Source organism: Acinetobacter chinensis (assembly GCF_002165375.2).
Taxonomy (GTDB): domain Bacteria; phylum Pseudomonadota; class Gammaproteobacteria; order Pseudomonadales; family Moraxellaceae; genus Acinetobacter; species Acinetobacter chinensis.
The window spans coordinates 2,157,422-2,174,908 of record NZ_CP032134.1 but is presented as its reverse complement, the minus strand read 5'-3'; the positions used below and the strand labels follow the sequence as shown (position 1 = coordinate 2,174,908).

At 41.7% G+C, this 17,487-nt stretch carries 13 protein-coding genes; 3 read left to right on the top strand and 10 right to left on the bottom strand.

Going from position 1 to position 17,487, the window contains the following annotated elements; genetic code table 11:
* Window positions 1-428: 428 nt before the first annotated feature.
* Genes antC through antA form a run of 3 tightly spaced genes read right to left on the bottom strand, consistent with a single transcriptional unit; the run spans window position 429 to window position 3,381 of the window.
* The gene (gene antC / locus CDG60_RS11310; RefSeq protein WP_087514448.1) at window positions 429-1,460 is read right to left on the bottom strand and encodes an anthranilate 1,2-dioxygenase electron transfer component AntC; all 1,032 of its coding nucleotides are present in this window, start codon (window positions 1,458-1,460) and stop codon (window positions 429-431) included.
* An 11-nt stretch (window positions 1,461-1,471) separates the two neighbouring features.
* Entirely contained in the window at window positions 1,472-1,963 is a 492-nt protein-coding gene (gene antB / locus CDG60_RS11305) for an anthranilate 1,2-dioxygenase small subunit (RefSeq protein ID WP_087514449.1), read from the bottom strand.
* 2 nt (window positions 1,964-1,965) lie between these two features.
* Complete coding sequence (antA, locus tag CDG60_RS11300) at window positions 1,966-3,381, bottom strand: anthranilate 1,2-dioxygenase large subunit (protein ID WP_087514450.1); 1,416 nt, start codon at window positions 3,379-3,381, stop codon at window positions 1,966-1,968.
* Between the two features lie 572 nt (window positions 3,382-3,953).
* Here antA and CDG60_RS11295 point away from each other — a divergent pair.
* Together CDG60_RS11295 and CDG60_RS11290 are read left to right on the top strand one after the other, a co-directional pair.
* Window positions 3,954-4,241 carry a hypothetical protein gene (locus tag CDG60_RS11295; protein WP_160117033.1) on the top strand — a complete coding sequence of 96 codons (288 nt, stop codon included), beginning with the start codon at window positions 3,954-3,956 and terminating at the stop codon, window positions 4,239-4,241.
* Between the two features lie 12 nt (window positions 4,242-4,253).
* Entirely contained in the window at window positions 4,254-5,258 is a 1,005-nt protein-coding gene (locus CDG60_RS11290; protein WP_087514452.1) for a hypothetical protein, read from the top strand.
* Window positions 5,259-5,363: 105 nt separating this feature from the next.
* On the opposite strand, the gene CDG60_RS11285 is transcribed toward CDG60_RS11290, so the two are convergent.
* Window positions 5,364-6,569 (bottom strand): diguanylate cyclase, encoded by a 1,206-nt coding sequence (locus tag CDG60_RS11285; protein WP_087514453.1) that lies wholly within the window; start codon window positions 6,567-6,569, stop codon window positions 5,364-5,366.
* 132 nt (window positions 6,570-6,701) lie between these two features.
* Window positions 6,702-7,834, bottom strand: a protein-coding gene (locus tag CDG60_RS11280; protein WP_223155595.1) for an IS3-like element ISAba14 family transposase whose coding sequence is annotated in 2 segments (ribosomal slippage) — window positions 6,702-7,582 and window positions 7,582-7,834 — 1,134 coding nt in all. Because the reading frame shifts where the segments join, the coding sequence is not laid out codon by codon here.
* 312 nt (window positions 7,835-8,146) lie between these two features.
* On the opposite strand from CDG60_RS11280, the gene CDG60_RS11275 reads away from it, so the two are divergent.
* Window positions 8,147-8,899, top strand: coding sequence for an iron-containing redox enzyme family protein (locus tag CDG60_RS11275; protein WP_087513833.1), 753 nt, complete (start codon window positions 8,147-8,149; stop codon window positions 8,897-8,899).
* A 67-nt stretch (window positions 8,900-8,966) separates the two neighbouring features.
* Here CDG60_RS11275 and CDG60_RS11270 read toward each other — a convergent pair whose 3' ends face one another.
* The 5 genes from CDG60_RS11270 to dnaE form a co-directional block, all read right to left on the bottom strand.
* Window positions 8,967-10,973 carry a lipase family alpha/beta hydrolase gene (locus CDG60_RS11270; RefSeq protein ID WP_406565287.1) on the bottom strand — a complete coding sequence of 669 codons (2,007 nt, stop codon included), beginning with the start codon at window positions 10,971-10,973 and terminating at the stop codon, window positions 8,967-8,969.
* Window positions 10,974-11,093: 120 nt separating this feature from the next.
* Window positions 11,094-12,011 carry an ABUW_2363 family tetratricopeptide repeat lipoprotein gene (locus CDG60_RS11265; protein WP_087513835.1) on the bottom strand — a complete coding sequence of 306 codons (918 nt, stop codon included), beginning with the start codon at window positions 12,009-12,011 and terminating at the stop codon, window positions 11,094-11,096.
* 111 nt (window positions 12,012-12,122) lie between these two features.
* Complete coding sequence (cysE, locus tag CDG60_RS11260) at window positions 12,123-12,932, bottom strand: serine O-acetyltransferase (protein WP_264757121.1); 810 nt, start codon at window positions 12,930-12,932, stop codon at window positions 12,123-12,125.
* Complete coding sequence (locus CDG60_RS11255; RefSeq protein WP_087513837.1) at window positions 12,925-13,782, bottom strand: RNA methyltransferase; 858 nt, start codon at window positions 13,780-13,782, stop codon at window positions 12,925-12,927. Before CDG60_RS11255 ends, cysE begins: the two co-directional genes overlap by 8 nt.
* A gap of 31 nt (window positions 13,783-13,813) precedes the next feature.
* Window positions 13,814-17,386 carry a DNA polymerase III subunit alpha gene (gene dnaE / locus CDG60_RS11250; protein WP_087513838.1) on the bottom strand — a complete coding sequence of 1,191 codons (3,573 nt, stop codon included), beginning with the start codon at window positions 17,384-17,386 and terminating at the stop codon, window positions 13,814-13,816.
* Window positions 17,387-17,487: the final 101 nt, after the last annotated feature.

Below are 17,487 nucleotides of genomic sequence, written 5' to 3'. Positions count from 1 at the left end.
CCATCTCTGGACATGATCAATCAAATTAAAAATGAGAAGTTATTATTTCAAATTAAAGAGAAAAACGTGATCATATCTTGAACTCTTTATATGACCTTATTCCTTAAGATCAGTCTTTAATATATAGCAAATCTGACTAAAATGATCAATTTATTTCAGTTATATGGTATTTTTTAAGTAATTGAAATTTATTGTATTATTTATATTAAATTGTAATTTTTTTATACAATTAAAACAAGTTGAATCAATCATATAAAATATGTTGAAAGATATGCTAAGTTTCAGAAAAATGAGAGGGTATCGTTTTTATCAGTTATGTTTATTTATACATATTATTTATACATATATGACTTAAATAGCTAATGAATCAGCGCAGGGTGACAGTCAATGCCATATCTTAGAATATGACATTGAGCCAGTAAGGGGGATTAAGTTTTTGCTGTGTTACTTTGTAAGAATTTTTCACTGTAAATGTGACAGTCCTCAATCGCTTGTTCATCCAGCCATGTTTTGACTGCTTCAATCATGGGCGGTGGACCACATAAGTACATATCAAAGCTTTGTTCAGCCAGTTGGTTTTTGTCTAAATGTTCATGGATGAAACCTGATTTGCCTTGCCATTGTTCCGATGCTTTAGAAATAATCGGATGATAGCTGAAGTCTTTAATCCGTTCGGCATAGGCAGTTAAGCGGTTCTGTTCGCATAAATCAGCTTCTGTATTTACACCATAATACAAGCGAACCGGCGGCTGACACGGTTGTTCTGCAATATTATCCAGCATACCTAAAAATGCGGATAACCCTGTACCACCTGCAATAAATACCAAAGGACGTTCCGCTTCACGAAGATAAAAGCTGCCTAAAGGTGCTTCCATCATCAAAGTTTGCCCAATCTGACAACGTTCTCTCAAATAATTGCTCATCACACCATTCGGGAGGAGGCGAATTAAAAACTGAAGCTGATTGCTGGCATTTGGACGATTGGCAAATGAGTAAGAACGCCAGTCCTCTGTCCCTGGAATCTGTAAACGCGCATACTGACCTGGTAAAAAGTCCAGTTGTCTGGTGTGGCTACGGGCATCTAAATATAGAATAGCAGTAGTTTCTGAAACGAGTTCTACCCCCGTCACAACGGTCGCAATTTTTAAAGTCTCACCGGTATTACAAATGGTGGAGTTATGATCAAAATAAAAAGCGGCATTGGATTTGACGCGGGTCTGACACGCCAGCATTTTGCGCTCGGACAGATCACGTTCACTTAATGCATCTTCATCCACATATTCCTGTTCATAAATACCCGTTTCGCATTTCCCCTGACAGGTTCCACAAACGCCTTCACGACAGTCTAAAGGCAGATTAATGCCCTGACGAACTGCTGCATCAAGCAACAATTCGTCTTGCTGGACAGAGATAAAAAAAGTTTTGCCATCAGCAAAATTGAGTGCAACAGAATGATCCATATTGACTCCCCTTAAACGTGATAGAAATCAAGAACGGAATCAATCCTGTCATTCAACAGTACACTGTGCTGACGGCGGATACGGAAACTGTCTTCTGTTGGACGTAATAAATAGGTTGCGCGTCCATAAAAACAGCCCTCCAGTCCCTGACGGTTATACAGTGTTCGCCAGCTGACTCTGGCTTCAACCAAACCATCATCCAGTGTTTTTACCTGCACATTATGAATATTGTGTTGTGTACGTGGCAAGGGCGTTGCTGAAGCTGCTTTACCGGTACGGATACGGAATACACGGTCTTCAAGACCAGAACGGTCCTCATAATAAACGTAAGATAAGCCCTGATCTGGATCCTGAACATAGTTGTGATCATCAATCCATTGTGGGATGTGGTATACACTGTCCTCATCGTATAGGTTGATGTAAGCATCCCAATCGTAGTTATCGCATAGTTCGGCTTTTTTATAGAGGAACTGTGAAACTGCAAAATGAAGTTCGAGAGACATAATTACACCTCATCCGTAACAGATTGATTGTTAAAAGTAACATCATGCATTTTGAGCATTTTCTTATTCAACCCATCTAAAATAAGGCGTTGCCATTGTCCATGCTGATTGACATACAGTCCTTCATGAGTAAATTCACGACCTGTAATGACAGGCTGAATGCCCAGATCCTGCGAGTTTTGTGTTGGACCATATGTCCATTGATGATAGCCACGGGAGATATCACTCCAGCGCTCCAGACGTCCCTGAAAGCCTTTTTGCTGCTCACGGAATTCAACCAGATCGTCAGGTGTGCCTAAACCAGACACATTGAAAAAGTCTTCAAACTGACGAATACGGTTACGACGTGCTTCTCTGGACTCACCTTTAACACCAATACACTGACTGATGACCTCAGTTTTATTCCATGCGACTGGGCGAATAATCCGTAGTTGCGAGCTGATCTGATCCATAAAGAACAGGCTTGGGTATAAATTTAAGTTGCGTAAGCGGTGCATTGCCCATTCAGCACGTTTCTCACCAAACCTTTCCACAAGGTAAGGCATAACCACATCATAGCCTGGACGCACTGTTGGGTTTGGCATATCACTGAACAATACGCTATGACCATTTTTAAAGCTGAACCAGCCATCATCGGTTTCAGCATCGCCTGCACCGAGCTTACTGTAATCCAGTGTATCAAGTTCATCGCCTTTGGCAGCATTCACTTGCTGACGGTGCTGTACAGTAGATACATAGTTATAATGCACTGTGCTGACGTGGTAGCCATCCAGACCATTTTCATTTTGCAGTTTCCAGTTACCTGCAAAGGTGTACGCAGATTTACCTTGTAGAACTTCAAGTTCACCTGTCGGAGACTGATCGACCATCAGATCCAGAAATACTTTGGCATCACCTAAAAAGTCTTCAAGTAAATCTGTCGCCTGAGTATCCAGGCTGACGAATACAAATCCACGATAGCTACTGATACGAGCTTGTTTTAAGCCACGGCTTGATTTGTCAAAATCTTCACAGTATTCACCAGGGGCTTTAACTTTGACTAAACGACCATCAGATTTATAGCACCATGCATGGAATGGGCAGGTAAATACCGACTGATTGCCTTTGGCAACACGTGTCAGTGTTGCACCACGATGTTCACAGGCATTGACCATTGCATGTAATTCACCTTTAGCATCACGGCTCACAATGATAGGTTGACGACCGATCTGTACGGTGACGAAGTCATGATGATCTGGAATTTCACTTTCATGACAGGCATAAATCCAGACTTTTTCAAAAATGAGTTCCATTTCGAGTTCGAATAATTCTGGCTCAGTAAACATATCGCGAGCAATTCGATAGACTCCATCATTTGGGCGAAAATCGAGACAACCCTGTACAAAATTTTGCCATTCGGCGAGGTTACGTGCAGTCATGGGATCTTCCTCTATCCAATCAGTGCTTTTGTCTGATTGAACCGCGAATCTGAGAAGGGCTCTATCCAGATTTTCTGTGTCTTTATCCACTTTATGCAGTTTGTTACAACCAGGCTGTAAAACAAGTGACTTATATTTTTTGAGTTTTTTGATTTAATTTTAAAAAATTCAATTATGTACAGTTTTACAGGGTTAAGCGTAATCCTGAATAAGTGCTGTTACAGATAGAACAGACATGATCAGGCTCTGGCTTGTATAAAGTCGGTCTGATCAAAAATGCCGACTCAGGAAGTAATATCATGTTGCTTAAGTATTGAGTTGGATATGAAAAATCACTCTGGTCAAATATATTTGCCCATACAGGCTCAAAACAGGCAGTTTTTTCTGTTCTTTGTAGAGGGTAATTATGTATTATATATTTGTTTATTATAAAAATTATAGAGAGTGGTTTTTATTGCCAGCAGCGTGCTGAGCAACTGGGGCTGTAGGAATACTTCCTTCGAAAGAAGCACAAGTCAGTAAAACGGATAAAAAGTGGCACAACAGAGATATCCATAAGTGGGTCTCTCTTTTTGAAGATAAAAATTTTTAAATACTTTGGGGAAAATCAAATGTCATTAGGTGCTGTTTACTTATGGGAACCTGAAATTTTTACGGGAAATATGCCTGATATCAACCATTCAGAACATGTAGCTTATGAGTTGTATCAGAAATCTCGAGGCACTAAGAGTAATGGAAATGCATTACAGGCATGGATTGATTATATTGCTGCAACAGTAACAGCACCGCAATACAGTGAATTTTTTTCTGAAAAAATACAAAAGTGGGCTATCGGTTTACAACAAAGTGTAAAAGACTAAGCTTATGCAATATTGGAAATAGAGAACTTTGATATTCTTGCACAGGGAGATACGCTTTACCGTGTATTTTATGAAGCAGTGCAGGCATCGGGCGTTGGTTTCTATGAGCCTTATTTTTCAGTCTGGGGAATTGGTAATTCACAAATACCTGTAGGTGCAGTTGAAGGTGTGCTTACTTCATTTTTCAAACCTTTAACAACAGATTCACAAATTTTTAATCTGGAAAATATTGAACCGCCCCGTAATATAAAAAAAGCTGAAGAATTAGTGCGGTTATGGGCAACACAGCACCCATATGCTAAAAATTTAAAATTACATATTTATAATACTGGGCATGATTTTATTAATTTGCATGGGAATATTGAGAATCCTGAATTGGCACCGGATAAAGGGTATCGTATGTGCCTTTTTGTTGATGAAGTTACCGGTATTTTTTATCAATTACAAATGCTATTAACAAGTATGTCAACAAACCCAATGGTTTCATTTGCAATGGACTTGACTAATCATTTTATACCACAAGATAAACAAAATTTATTAAAATATAAATTAATTTTTAGATTTAACCCACAGGGTATTCGTACACATTTTTTAAATAAATCTGGAAAAAATACACTTAAATATTTATTGACTGATAGTTGGGATGGGAAGAGCTATATCCGGAAATTTTTTAGTGAATTTAATGGTTATGTCAGTTTTATTTTCTCACACCTGGGAAATGGAAATTTAAAAACATTACAGGCATGGGCATATGGAGATATGCCTGACGATACTATTATTCAATTAAGTTATCAAGATAAGATGATGATTTATGCATTAAGTCTGGATCAGGACAGTTTATCTGAATGTTATGAAACATATAAGGATGAGTGCAGTAAAAAGGAATATGAAAAACAGGAATATTATGACAAAGCATTATCTGACTTAGAATATAATTATTCATTATATCAAGGCATGATAGCATTAATAAGAGAAGCGGGGACTGCGTTACCACCCTATCAAAAAGTGAATAAATAGTTTTAAGCGTAAGATGTACTTTATAAGTACATCTTACAGCGGACTTTACAGATCATTTATGTGTATTTAATGAATTTTGATTCACCTGAACTCAGGTATAGGGTTTTATGATGCAATTTTATAGCGGTTGCGTCCCTGACTTTTTGCTTCATATAAAGTCTGGTCTGCTTTGTTGATAAACTCAGTCAGTTGATCGTTCATCTGAGGAACGATGGTGACTATTCCCAGACTGATTGTGACCTGACTGGAAATACTGCTGGAAGGGTGAGGAATCTCAAGATCTCCAATACGCTGTATCAGCAGATCAGCTATCCGTTTAGCTTCAAATGTTGAGGTCATAGGGAATACCAGCATAAATTCTTCACCGCCATATCGTGCTGCACATTCTTTACTGCGTGAAGCAACGGAACTCAGAACAGTGGCAATCTGCTGCAGGCATCGGTCGCCTGCGACATGTCCCAGTGAATCGTTATAATTTTTAAAATAATCAATATCAATCATCATGACGGTCACTGGTTTTTTAAAACGGACCGCCCATCGCCATTCCTTATCCAGCACGGTGTTCAGATAACGTCGGTTTGCCAGACCCGTTAATGGATCCTGATGTGACAGCAGTTCAAGCAACTCAGCCTGTTGAGTCATTTCCTGCTGGTTCAGGGCAATAATACAGTTTTGCAGATAATTTTCACGGTGCTGACGGTCTATGGCATATGCAAGCGACATACCCAGAATACTGCTGAAGGTATAAGTACGGTTCAGTGCAGTCCAGTCGATATCAAAATGCAGCCATAAAGTAACAACAATGGCAATCAGACCACCGACCCATCCAGCAATAAATGCCGTATAAAAACGCATGCCGACAAAGCCGTAAATAATCACAACGGCATACATCATGGCAGCATGGAGCAGGGCATCGTTACTTTCTTTACCAATAATAGGAATGATAATAAATGAAATGGCAACCGCACCCATAGAGCCTAGGCAGGTGTACAGGTCAAAGTAAGGGTTGAATGCTTTAAAAAATGATAGAACCCATGCACCGAGAATGATGACGCCAACCCATCCGTAGTATGAAAACCATTGTCTGGTGATTTCTCCATCAGGTAAAACCTGAAAAATACCGTAACTGAGAAAAGCGTAAAGAAAGAAAATGATCGGTCCACGGAAACGGAACTCGAATGCTGCTTCATTTTTATACTGTTGTCTGTAGGTAGGCTCAAGCGCAGGCGAAAAGTGGACGTAATTTAATCCCTTTGCTATCAGTGCATCTAACTGCGTCCTGTCTAAAAGCTTTGAACCTTCCAGTTTCATATTGGCTCACATTTTTATCATATTCAAAAATTACTTATAGTTCTGATAATCTGTCAGTTGGTATTTTAAAGAGAGGTGGTCCCACTTGTTTGAACAACTAAAAGCGTATTTATAAGTGATATTCCGCTCTAGTTAAGCCACCTTGTTTTGTTGGGGTAGCTGATCATAGTAAAACTCATTTGGTGTCATTTTGTCTAGACTCGAATGAGGTCGTTTCAAATTATAAAACTCAAAATATGCACTTAATTGCTTTTTCGCATCTGTGACACTGCTATAAGCTTTGAGATACACCTCTTCATATTTAACGCTCCGCCATAATCGTTCAACCATCACATTATCTACCCATCGACCTTTACCATCCATACTGATTTGAATGCCATTTGATTTCAATACATCAATAAATGCATCACTGGTAAACTGGCTGCCTTGGTCTGTATTAAATATTTCAGGTCGACCATATTTTTCAATCGCTTCATTTAAAGCCGAAATACAAAAATCCACCTCCATACTAATCGATACCCTATGCGCAAGTACCTTGCGGCTATGCCAATCAATCACAGCACATAAATAAACAAAGCCTTTTGCCATAGGGATATACGTTATATCCGTAGACCACACTTGATTACTGCGCTGAATAGCCAACCCTTTGAGCAGATATGGATATTTACGGTGAGCTTGATTAGCCTGGCTTAAATTTGGTTTGCAATATAACGCCTGAATACCCATTTTCTTCATTAAAGTACGTGTATGACGTCGTCCTATATGATGTCCTTGACGATTCAACAAATCACGCATCATACGACTGCCTGCAAAAGGATATTGCATATGTAATTCATCAATACATCGCATCAGCTTCAGATCTGATGCACTCACAGGTTTTGGGCGATAGTAATAACAACCACGGGAGACTTTCAGCAGCTTAGCTTGCTTAGATACTGAAATCTGAAGTGAGTCGTCGATTAACTTTTGTGGTTGAAGCGGCCCAGTTTCTTCAACACACCTTCTAAAAAATCAATTTCTAATGCCTGCTCACCGATTTTTGCATGTAGTTTTTTTAGATCGATGGGTGGTTCTGTTGGAGCTTTTGATTGATCGAAAGCTTGCGAGGAAGCTGAGATCAATTGATTTTTCCAGTCAATAATTTGGTTTTGATGAACATCAAACTCAGCACTCAATTCAGCAAGTGTTTTTTCTGCTTTAATCGCAGCAAGTGCTACCTTAGCTTTAAAATCATTTGAATGATTTCTTCTTGGTCTACGTGCCATAAAATACTCCATATATTGATGTTTATAACATCATTTGAGGAGCAGAATATCACTTATAGGAGTTGTTCAAATTTACGGATCCATCTCTAAAGTGTTTATTAGACAGATATCTTTGCATACTATTACATATAAATTTAAGGATAAACAAGTCACTATACGAAAAAAACTGACAATAAAAAAACTGTGAAAAGCTGACAGTTTTTTTCGTCAGACATAGATGACTGGATATAGTTGAATCAGAAATCATCCTGTATAGTGGTTTGTTGTAATACTTGATAAAACTAAAATAAAAACTTAAAGGGACTGACTTATATGACTACTGCATTGCGTCATTATGGGACTGAACTGGACATAACACCTCATACAGAATGGTCGCAGAAATTCTGGGATGATCTTGTACCATTCAAAAACAGAATCAGTGAGCATCCCTTTTTCAGGGATATGGCATCGGGTGAACTGAAACTTGAATGTTTCCGATATGCGCTTCTGAACTTTTATCCGCTCGTTGCTCATTTTCCTTCCTACATGGCACTGGCTTTATCCAGAGCTACTGATTTTGCATCGCCAGGGGTGACCGAAACCCGTGACTGGCTGATTCAGAACATTAAAGTTGAAGAAAGGCATCTGACCTGGTACAGAGACTGGGCGGGTGGTTTTGGACTTTCTATAGAACAGCTGGATGCTGTTCAACCTCCAGCGGCAATGAATGCAGTGAATCATTTTCTGTGGCATACAGGGTTAAAAGCGACATTGCCAGAATGCCTGGCTGCGACCAATTTAGCCATAGAATGGGCAACCGGTGACTGGAGCAAGCAGGTCTATGCTGGGGTAAAAAGTTATATGTCGCATCCTGAGGTGAATATTAATAAGCGTTCACTGGCATGGTTAAGAGCGCATGCACATTATGATGATTTACATCCTTATGAAGCGATGGAACTGATTAAACGAATGTGTAATCACAGCCCTGAACTGCAGACGAAAGCATTTCATGCTGCACGTGAGGGGCTTGCCTATTATGAACTCGCACTGGATGACTGTTATAAATTACAGGCTCAACAGGGATAAATATTCAATAAAAAACCGAAGTCAGACTTCGGTTTTTTACTGGTGCTGTGAATACTGTCTTCAACTTTTACTCTTTGTACAGACCTTGCTGAACCAGGTGCAGTTTTAAAATACGGCGCAGTTCAAGCACAGCTTCGGGTGTTTCCTGAATGGAGTGCCCACCTTTAATGATTTTTTCAGAAACCGCCTGATCCAGATGCGCACTTTTATAGGGAACAATGCCGTCGGTCATAATATCAGGATCAGTACTGTTGGTAATGTTACCCATAATGGAGTGATAGGTCATACCTTTATACGGCATGATATCAGCTGTGAGTTCCATAAATTTGGATGCATGACTTAAGTCACTTGGTCCATTCTGAATCAGACCATGATCAATCTGTTGTACCAGTTCTTTTAAATCAAGGTTCTGATTCTGTAAGGTATCTCCAATTGCAGAGAGAAATGCACCAGGCAGACGGATGATTTTTCGGGCAGCTCGGGTAAACCAGCGGTCAGCATATTCAGTACCGCGGTGTGGAGCTGATACAAATATTGCACGGCTGAAGTTTGGAATATCCTTCATAACCATCCGCTGCGTCACAATAGGCAGCTTCCGATAACGGTTCAACTGTCTGTTGTTCATTAAGTTCATTGCTTTATCGGTTACATCAGCATCACTGACCAGCAGTCTTGAAATAATGCCGCCCATACTGTGACCAATCAGTACGGCATCTTTTTTTGCAGATTCAGAATTGTTCAGCTGACCGAATGCTTGTGTCAGGACAGAATAGATCTGAAAACGGCTTTCAATAATTGGCATATTGGTGGAATAGAAAACCTGCCACACCTGATAATGTTCCCGCAGTGCTTTGTCACCCATGATATCGTTGGTCAGTCTGATCCAGGCTTCTGGGCTGCTGGCAAGACCATGAACCAGTACGATCACTTTTTTATCAGGATTATAGGGTTCGAGCATATAGAGGTGGGGCATGGTCAGTCTGTCATCACGGTCTATCAGGCTTAAGTACGCATATTTCCCAAGATTGGTTTCAGCCAGCCATAATCCATAAGGTGTGGAAAAGTTGGCAGCAAGAGGATAGCTTTTTCCTGAAATGCTGATCTGTTCAAATTTATAAGGATCGTATACTTTAATTTCAAATTCAGGGTTATTTAAAATTTCATCCACTGTAGATGCCCGGGCAGGCTCTGCAGTCAGTGTTGTTGCCAGATACTGTGCCTGATGAATATTGGGGTTGAGTCCACCAGGATATCTGTGATTCAAAGGGTCAATAATATACTGAGCTTTTTCATGCTGTTGTGCTGTACTGTGGGGAAGTACGACTACAAATTCTGAGCCAAAACCATCCCGACGGTTAATGGAGCGTAAACCAGAAAAGTTCAGGTTGTAACTCGAAATCATTTGCTCAATTTTTTTGCCCTGTAACTGCGGGTATTTGCTGAAGTCTATTTTATATTTGCTGTTTCCTATGACGATGGTGTCAGCGACTTCAGTCGGTTTATAGCGGGAGGTATAAGTGGAAACCAGTTTGGCAATCGCCAGGTTATAAAAATCCCGAATCTGTACCTGTCTGTTATCAAAAATACGATCCTGAGGAGCACGCTGGGTTTTAAACATATAGGCATAACTGTACCGGATACTTTTATCCAGCATGGTTAAGGATTGATCCAGGCAATCGTTATAGAGCTGCTGCTGTATCTGCTGTTTTTCAGCAGACTGATGTTTCGTGAGTATGCTGATTTTACAGTTTGAAGATTTTTCAAGCAGTAGTGCTTTTGACAGGTATAACTCACTTGCAGTTGAAAGCAGCTGCTCATCCTGAATCTGACGGATTTCTTTTAATGATGAAACACATTCATCCGGTTTTTCAGAACAGCTTTTGGCTTCTCTGCCTGTCATGGAGAGGACATTGAGGCTAGCTTCACTGAGTTTATCCCGAGTCAGGATACTTTCACGTTCATTGCTGATCGTGACATTGATTGCCTGATTTTTAACACTGACCACCTGACATCCTGTCAGTACGGAAACGTAAAGTATGCTTAGGCATATAATTTTATTCATGTTATTTGGCATATATAAATTATATTTCCGGAATTTATCCAATTTTAATCAAGCATACGGTAAAAATAGTAATTTTCAATTCTCGCAGACTAAAAAAGACCGTACTGGACGGTCTTTTTTTTGATTCAGGTTTTATTTTGCTTTAGGTGGGTTCAGTACCTGCCAGACATTCCAGCGACCCTGTTTTTCAATTTCAGTAATCAGACGGTCTGCAACTTCAGCTTCCTGAGGGTATTTGATTTTATAGTTTTTCAGTACCTGAATGGCGTTCTTTTTCTGTTCCATTGCGATGTAGTTGTTGGCAGCCGAAAGGTAAGCTTCCTGTACACCTGCTTTCATTGCTTTGTCCAGGTAAGGAATTGCTTCACGCTGACCACCACCTTCAGATAAACCAAAACCAAACCAGAAGTTTGCTTCAGCATCTTCTTTATTGATTTTCAGAATACGCTGAGCATAGTTCAGAGACTTGGTGGTATAGACAGAACCTAAATCCAGGTTACGTGCCATCACACTGGCTTTAAATGCACGGACTAAGACATCAAATGAAGCATTGTCTTTAGATGCCAGAGTGTCCAGCTGCTGTGTAACTTCTTTGAGTTTTGCTTCAAAACCCTTACGTTCCTGACGTTCAGTAAAACGTGGTGGATAATGACGTGCTTTACCTTCTACAAGCTGAAGAAAATCATCTATTTCTGTAATATCAATTTCATTTTCACCTGCAAGAGCAGCAAATTTCAGTGAGCGTTCTTTGCTGTTCACAGTAGGAATGATCAGACGGTTAACATCCAGCGTCAGTGTTTTTGAAGGGTCATCTGATTTGCTCACCACCATTTTGGTGACAGGCTGAGCTGCCGCTTTCTGAAGGTTGATTTCAAATGGAGGTGGAGCATCGTAATTAAACGGATTTAAAGCATAAAATGGTGGAGTAATATCTGGTTCAGTAAAAACGATTGGATCTTTTTTTGTGTTATTGGGTTTGATCGGTGCAGAGCTACATGCAGACAGTAATGTCGCAGCAACTACAGCAAATGCCAGTGGCTTAAGTGTCATAGTGTGTTCATCCGTTTCATTTTTTTAAAAAAGTTTTAAAACCTGTCCGTCAGTCTAAAAAAAGTCTGACGAACATGCAAGACAGGGCTTGTTACTTATTTGAGGTTTTGTTCAGGCTTTAGACTGCTGACTCTGGGCTTCGCATTCACGGCGGACATCTTCAATGATTTTAAGCTCTTCCTGGCTGAAAGGCTGTTCATTCTGCTGCTGTACTTTAAATGTAGGGTCAAGCAGCGATAAACGCTGGCATAACGTATTCATACGTTTTTCATTATGTTGAATACGATCCAGTAACACTCGCATACCCTCAAGCATTGGATCAGACTGGTCCTGCGTTGCGGCATAAGGCTGGAAGCCAATACTTTCTGCATAATCGCGGAGACGTGTTTCTGCCTCATCCTTCGGTTTATCTTTGGAAATAAAGCGCGCTGGATTGCCAACTGCGGTGGTGTCGGCAGGAACGGCTTTGGTAACAACGGCATTGGAACCGACTTTTGCATTTTTACCGACAGTGAACGGCCCCAGGATTTTTGCACCTGCGCCCACAACCACACCATCTTCAAGGGTCGGATGACGTTTGCCGGTGTTCCATGTCGTGCCACCCAGTGTAACGCCGTGATAAAGCGTCACATCATCACCGATTTCAGCGGTTTCCCCAATGACCACACCCATACCATGATCAATAAAAAAACGGCGTCCAATTTTTGCACCAGGATGAATCTCAATACCGGTTGCGAAGCGACTGAAAGATGAAAGCAGACGGGCAGAGCCTTTACATTCTTTTTTCCATAGTTCATGTGCTAACCGATGCATCATTAAGGCATGAATACCTGGATAGGTCGTCAGTACTTCCAGTGTATTTCTTGCCGCAGGATCACGGGCAAATACAGCCTGTATATCTTCCTTGAGCTGTTTAAGCATCTGGCTGATTCTCCTTATCTGCTGATTTTTTAGTGGACTGTTTCCAGGTTCCGTCATTCATAGCCTGAACTCTGCTGAATATGCCTCGAAGTAAATGATATTCCATTTTGTCCAGCTGGATACGACCAAAAAGACGACGTAAGCGTAATGGTAACAGTCTTGGATTTTGTGGGTCCATAAATTCGATGTCAGCGAGCATTTTTTCAATGTGCGGATAAAACTGATCCATCTGTGCATGCGTCACCAATGGTTCATCCCAGTGCATGGATTCCTGTTCAGTCACACGCATGGTTGCCTCAGGATCTTCAATTTTATCAATAAAATTTAAAGCCGCCATTCGCATTTCATAACAAATCACCTGGATCGCCTGAGCGACATTCAGCACACCATAGTCTGAATTGACAGGAATAGTGACATGATAATTTGCCATAGCCAGTTCTTCATTGGTCAGACCGCGGTCTTCGCGACCAAAAATAATCGCAATTTCCTGTTTGTCCTGTACCACCGCCTGGAGGGATTTTTCAGCGGCAGGGCGTGCATCGAGCAGTGGCCATGGAATCGTCCGACTTCGCGCACTGGTGCCAAACACCAGGTGGCAGTCTTTAATGGCTTCTTCAAGGGTTGGTACAATTTCTATCTGTTCAATCAGATCTGCTGCGCCAGCTGCCAGCGCATCAATATCCGGATGCGGATATGTTTTAGGTTCAACCAGCACCAGTTTACTTAAGCCCATGGTTTTCATTGCACGCAGAGCACTACCGATGTTGGCAGGCAGGGTGGTATTGACCATAACGATGCGCACATGGGAGAGATGTGCTGAGACAGCAGCATTGTCAAATTGATGACTCATAATGTATCCACTCATTATTTTAAACAGGTTATCAGGAGTACTGAGAAGCTTCTTCAGTCTGATAAAGATCCATTGCCTCATCCATACTCATATCTGATGGAGGAGGGGGAATATAGGCAGGTCTGCTTTGCTGATGATCCGCAGCTTTTGCTGCTTTGGATTTGACCTGATATTCAACATGCAGGGATTCCTTACCGAAATAATCCCGAAGTTTAATCAGTAAGTCATCGAGTGGTGCTACATTCCATTGAACACCCATATGTAACTGGGCTGATGCATAGGGATAATCCAGCTGTAAAATCACAGGTATATGTGTACACATATCGACATTGCAGAATGGCTGCAAAATAGGCTGAAGTTCCTTGCGCAGTGATCTGGAAACAGTTTCATGATTCAGTTTAATCTGAATGTTGCAGGCACGTTTCTGGCGGATTTCATTCAGGCTGAATGCTTTGGTCAGACGTCCCATAGGACGGTCAAAGCCTTCACGCTCATAAATCTCACCTTCAATCACCACGACTTTTTCATTCTGCAGAATGTCTTTGAAACGCTGGAAGCGCTCGTGATTGGCTGAAACCTCAATACGGGCTGTGCCATCATCCAGGGTGATCATCATCCGGTTCGGGAAGTTTGCAACGTCCACCACCAGTCCTGCAAAGACAGTCGTCACACCACGTCGGGTCGGCGTCAGTTCATTGATACGGCATGGAATGAAAGATTTAAGTTCAGGGCGGTATACATCAATCGGATGTCCTGTCAGGTATAAGCCCAGGGTATCTTTTTCGCCTTTCAGACGGACTTCATCTGACCACGGTTTGACTGGTTTTGCCGGTTTACGCTGAACTTCTTCAACTTCACCAAACAGATCCATGATTCCGGTTTCGCGGTTGGAACGTGCCTGGTCAGCAGCCTGAACAGCTTCTGGGAGCTGCAGCATCAGACTTGAACGTTCAATGCCCAGACAGTCGAGCGCACCTGCACGGATCAGGGCTTCAAGTGTACGTTTGTTGATTTTTTTCAGATCGACCCGATGACAGAAGTCAAACAGATCTTTAAATGGACCATCATGCAGACGTGAGTCAATCACAGACTGCATTGCCTGTTCACCCACACCTTTAATGGCACCCAGTCCATAGATAATGGTCTGAGCATCGCTGGCATGGAACTGGTAGAACGACATATTGACTGAAGGGGGAAGCACTTCCAGTCCATTGATCCGGCAGTCATCAATCAGAAATACAATGTTGTCCGTATTCTGCATTTCTGAAGACATGACCGCAGCCATAAACTCTGAAGGGTAATGCGCTTTTAACCAAGCAGTCTGGTAGGCAACCAGTGCATAAGCTGCCGCATGTGATTTGTTAAAACCATAACCTGCGAATTTTTCCATATAGTCGAAAATATGGTTCGCTGTTTTTGCATCAATATCTTTGAGCGCAGCACCTTCAATAAAGGTTGCACGCTGTTTCTCCATTTCCTCGACTTTCTTTTTACCCATGGCACGACGGAGTAAGTCCGCGCCACCCAGTGTGTAGCCTGCACAGAACTGTGCTGCCTGCATCACCTGTTCCTGATAAACCATAATTCCATAGGTCGGTTCGAGCACACCTTCAAGCAAAGGATGTAGATATTCAAACTCGCCGCCATGCATACGATGAATAAAGTCAGGAATCAGATCCATTGGACCTGGTCGGTATAAAGATACGAATGCAATAATTTCTTCGAACTTACTTGGTTTAGCTTCCTTCAGCATTTTTTTCATGCCGACGGATTCAAACTGGAATACCGCTGTGGTATTTGCTTCAGCAAAAACTAAGTAGGCATCAACATCATCCAGAGGAATATGCGCAATATCCAAAGGCTGATCGGCTTGAATCCGTTTGTTGATGTTCTGTACCGCATCTTCAATCACGGTTAAGTTACGCAGACCCAGGAAGTCGAATTTAACCAGACCTGCTGCTTCAACATCATCTTTATCGAACTGTGCAACACGTGCAGTACCATCGGCTTCACACATGACCGCAGAGTAGTCGGTAATTTTGGTCGGTGCGATCACCACACCACCGGCGTGCTTACCGGTGTTTCGGGTGATTCCTTCAAGTTTGAGTGCCATTTCCCAGATTTCAGAAGCATCATCATTATCTGGATTGGAAGGATTGGTCACAATGTCTTTGAGTTGTGGCTCAGCTTCAATGGATTCCTCTAAGGTTAAGCCTAAAGGCTTGGTCGGAATCATTTTTGAAATACGGTCAGCCAGACCATAAGATTTACCTAGAACACGCGCAACGTCACGAATTGCACCTTTTGCCGCCATGGTTCCGAATGTTGCAATCTGTGAGACTGCATCCCGACCATAGTGACGTGCCACGTAGTCAATGACTTTATCACGACCTGCAATACAGAAATCGACGTCGAAATCGGGCATCGAAACACGTTCAGGGTTTAAGAAACGCTCGAAAAGTAAGTCATAACGTAAGGGATCAAGGTCTGTAATTTTCAGACTGTATGCCACCAGTGAACCTGCACCTGAACCACGACCTGGTCCAACGGGTACACCATTGTTTTTAGACCAGCCAATGAAGTCCATGACGATCAGGAAGTAGCCTGGGAAGCCCATTTTATTAATGATGTTAATTTCATAGGCCAGACGCTCGTCATAAGGCTTACGGATTTCAGCCCAGTCTTCATCACGCTTTTCAGGTGGATACAGAAAATTTAAACGTTCTTCCAGACCTTCTTCGGATATATGCGCAAAGAAGGTGTCAATGGTATGACCTTCAGGAATTGGATAATCAGGTAAATCGTTAAAGCCCAGTCGGAGTGCTACATTACAACGCTTGGCAATATTGACGGTATTTTCTATAGCACTTGGAATATCTGAAAACAGCTCGATCATTTCCTCGGCTGTTTTGAAATACTGCTCTGTACTATAGGTTTTTGGACGACGGCTGTCATTCAGTACATAACCATCAGCAATACAGACACGGGCTTCATGCGCTTCGTAGTCCTCGCGTGTGAGGAAGTGCACATCGTTATGTGCAACCACACCGATATTGTATTTTGCTGCCAGTTTCACCGCTTCCTGAATAAAGTCTTCTTCAAACGGGCGCTCAGTACGGGTTAAAGCCAGATAAACCCGATTGCCAAACTTATGAATCCATTCTTCAAGTAAGGGTTCAGCTTTCTGAGGATTGGCAGAGCACAGCATTTTGCCGACATCGCTGTGCATACCGAGCAGTACAATGATGTCATCTGACTGTTCCAGTATCCAGTCTTTCTGAATGCATGGAATGGAAAGCTGCTGTCCTTCAATATAACCACGGGAAACGATTTCCGTCAGACTGCGCCAGCCTTTATTGGTCATGGCAAGTAGGGTTGCCCGATGTTCAGCATCATTCAGGCGGATGGTACTTCCGAAAATGGGTTTAATCCCTTTGCCCATGCATTTATTATAGAACTTGACTGCAGCATGAAGGTTTGACAGGTCTGTAATCGCCAGAGCCGGCATGGATTGACTGGAGGCAGTTTTAATTAATTCAGGCACACGTACGATTGATTCCGTAATCGAAAACTCTGTATGAATACCAAGATGTACAAACTGCATAAATCAATCCTTGCAAAAACTGCTGAACATTTTAGCACGCAAAAAAGATCTGCATACGTGATTATTTAAGCACTTGGGGAAAGTGGCACAATTCTGAACTT

Bases quoted from the DNA above. Each gene is read 5' to 3' on its own strand.
- antC (WP_087514448.1), bottom strand. From the start codon at position 1,460: ATGGATCATTCTGTTGCACTCAATTTTGCTGATGGCAAAACTTTTTTT.
- antB (WP_087514449.1), bottom strand. From the start codon at position 1,963: ATGTCTCTCGAACTTCATTTTGCAGTTTCACAGTTCCTCTATAAAAAA.
- antA (WP_087514450.1), bottom strand. From the start codon at position 3,381: ATGACTGCACGTAACCTCGCCGAATGGCAAAATTTTGTACAGGGTTGT.
- CDG60_RS11285 (WP_087514453.1), bottom strand. From the start codon at position 6,569: ATGAAACTGGAAGGTTCAAAGCTTTTAGACAGGACGCAGTTAGATGCA.
- CDG60_RS11275 (WP_087513833.1), top strand. From the start codon at position 8,147: ATGACTACTGCATTGCGTCATTATGGGACTGAACTGGACATAACACCT.
- CDG60_RS11270 (WP_406565287.1), bottom strand. From the start codon at position 10,973: ATGCCAAATAACATGAATAAAATTATATGCCTAAGCATACTTTACGTT.
- CDG60_RS11265 (WP_087513835.1), bottom strand. From the start codon at position 12,011: ATGACACTTAAGCCACTGGCATTTGCTGTAGTTGCTGCGACATTACTG.
- cysE (WP_264757121.1), bottom strand. From the start codon at position 12,932: ATGCTTAAACAGCTCAAGGAAGATATACAGGCTGTATTTGCCCGTGAT.
- CDG60_RS11255 (WP_087513837.1), bottom strand. From the start codon at position 13,782: ATGAGTCATCAATTTGACAATGCTGCTGTCTCAGCACATCTCTCCCAT.
- dnaE (WP_087513838.1), bottom strand. From the start codon at position 17,386: ATGCAGTTTGTACATCTTGGTATTCATACAGAGTTTTCGATTACGGAA.